4 protein-coding genes are annotated in these 1,733 nt (G+C 49.0%); all 4 read right to left on the bottom strand.

Translation table 11 applies throughout. The features are described from left to right. The coding region (locus WBV27_RS13250; protein ID WP_424202590.1) for an SDR family NAD(P)-dependent oxidoreductase at positions 1-352 on the bottom strand (352 nt) is incomplete at its 3' end. Then, positions 342-644, bottom strand: a complete 303-nt coding sequence (locus WBV27_RS13245) for a hypothetical protein (protein WP_424202589.1) — start codon at positions 642-644, stop codon at positions 342-344. The genes WBV27_RS13250 and WBV27_RS13245, both read right to left, overlap by 11 nt. Next, positions 641-991 carry a hypothetical protein gene (locus WBV27_RS13240; RefSeq protein ID WP_424202588.1) on the bottom strand — a complete coding sequence of 117 codons (351 nt, stop codon included), beginning with the start codon at positions 989-991 and terminating at the stop codon, positions 641-643. The genes WBV27_RS13245 and WBV27_RS13240 overlap by 4 nt, the downstream gene beginning before the upstream one ends. Next, positions 975-1,733 (bottom strand): thiolase family protein (locus WBV27_RS13235; RefSeq protein ID WP_424202587.1); only part of this gene is annotated, 759 nt, incomplete at its 5' end. The genes WBV27_RS13235 and WBV27_RS13240, both read right to left, overlap by 17 nt.

The raw sequence follows: 1,733 nt of genomic DNA, 5'->3' as shown, positions 1-1,733 counted from the left end.
CGCTATATAAGCTGTTGATGTTGGTGCCCGTGACTTGATCCCAATTTTCTTCGCTCATCTTGTAAAATTGCCCGTCTGCGCAAACACCTGCATTGTTGATCAAAATATCGATCCTGTCGAATTCCTGAACAATGTCCTGGACCAACTGTTGGCAGTCCTGGCGGTTGCGGACATCACAGTGCTTCGCCCAAAGTCGATTTTTGTATTGAACCAAATCCGCCTCTGCCTGTTCGATGCTTTCCATTGTCTTAGCGGTGATGACGACGTGGTCTCCCTCATTTAAAAAAGGTTTTGCCAAGGCAAAACCTATGCCTCTTGCCCCACCCGTTATCAATACGATTCTATTTGCCAATACAAACACCCTTCCCGATGCATTCGTTCTCCCGCCAGACCTCAAATTCACCTTCCTGAAGAAATTTCACCTGGGCACGTTCGCCCACAAATAAAGGCTTCAGGAACTTGTACTCATATTTGGTGATGATTTGATAATCCCACTGGGCTGATAAAATCGCCTCGACTTTGGCCATTATCAATATGCCGAACACCAAGCCTGTGTCATGGATCGGATTAGCATCCCTTGAAATTTTTTTGTAAGCCTGCAATTCCTCTAGGGAGAAAAGCAAACTGTTTGCTATTGATGTCATTTTTGACCCTCCACCAGCAAAGTGGTCGCGCATGTCGCAATCACTGCATTTTCTTCCTTGATGACCAACGTATACATCCAACAAGCTTTGCCGGGTTTAAAAGGAGCTTTATCGGTAAGGCTTAACGAAACGGCATACGGTTGATGGAAGCCAAGTTCGCGGTAACTGCTGAAGGCTTGCTTCATCAGTATCGGCGTTTGATCGGCTAATTCCGGCAAATCGAATTCCTGCCATAACGTCGCCAGATAGCTGAGACTTATTTTGCTACCCAAAGTCGGATCGACGAGCTGATTGTACGCGCGGATGTCCGCTTCCAAAAACTGAATGATTTTACTGTTCGGTATCATTTGGATCTGCCTTTCTGATGAGCATGGCCGCACCTTGGCCCCCGCCTACGCACATCGTGACGATGCCGAATCGATTCTTTTCATTCCTGTTCAGTTCGGTCAGCATCCTCGTAACCAGGATAGCCCCCGTCGCGCCGTACGGATGCCCAAATGCAGTCGCACCGCCGGAAGGGTTGATCTTCTCGATCGGAAAATTGCCCAATTTGATGCAAGCCAATGCCTGCACGGCAAAAGCCTCATTCAGTTCAATCACATCGATGTCTTCGAGCGTTAACTCTTGGCGCGCCAACAGCTTTTCAACGGCAGGAACGGGACCTAACCCAAAGTCATTGGGATCAACCCCCACCGCAACTGCATCAACCACTTGCGCAATCGGCGTCAAATGATAAAGCCGGCAAGCTCGTTCCGATGCCAAGATTGTAAAGCTTGCCCCATCATTGACGGGACAACAATTCCCCGCTGTTATGGCGCCGTTTGCCTTAAAGACCGGCTTCAATCGATTCAGAATTTCCAAACTGCTCCGGCTCCTTGGGCATTCGTCGTCACGCAGCAGGAAATCGTCACTGATCCGAAAAGGTGTGATTTCCGAATGAAAGACGCCAGCCTGTTTAGCGGTTTGGTATTTCAACTGGCTTTGAAGCGCGAATTCATCTTGCTGCTGGCGGGTGATGTCATACTTGTCAGCGAGCTCCTCAGCTGCTGCGCCCATATCCGGATCGCCATATTCACTGGTAGACAGGGG

Origin of the sequence: Trichococcus sp. (genome assembly GCF_049589555.1) — a bacterium.
Lineage (GTDB): Bacteria > Bacillota > Bacilli > Lactobacillales > Aerococcaceae > Trichococcus.
This window is presented reverse-complemented; position numbering and strand designations above follow the sequence as displayed.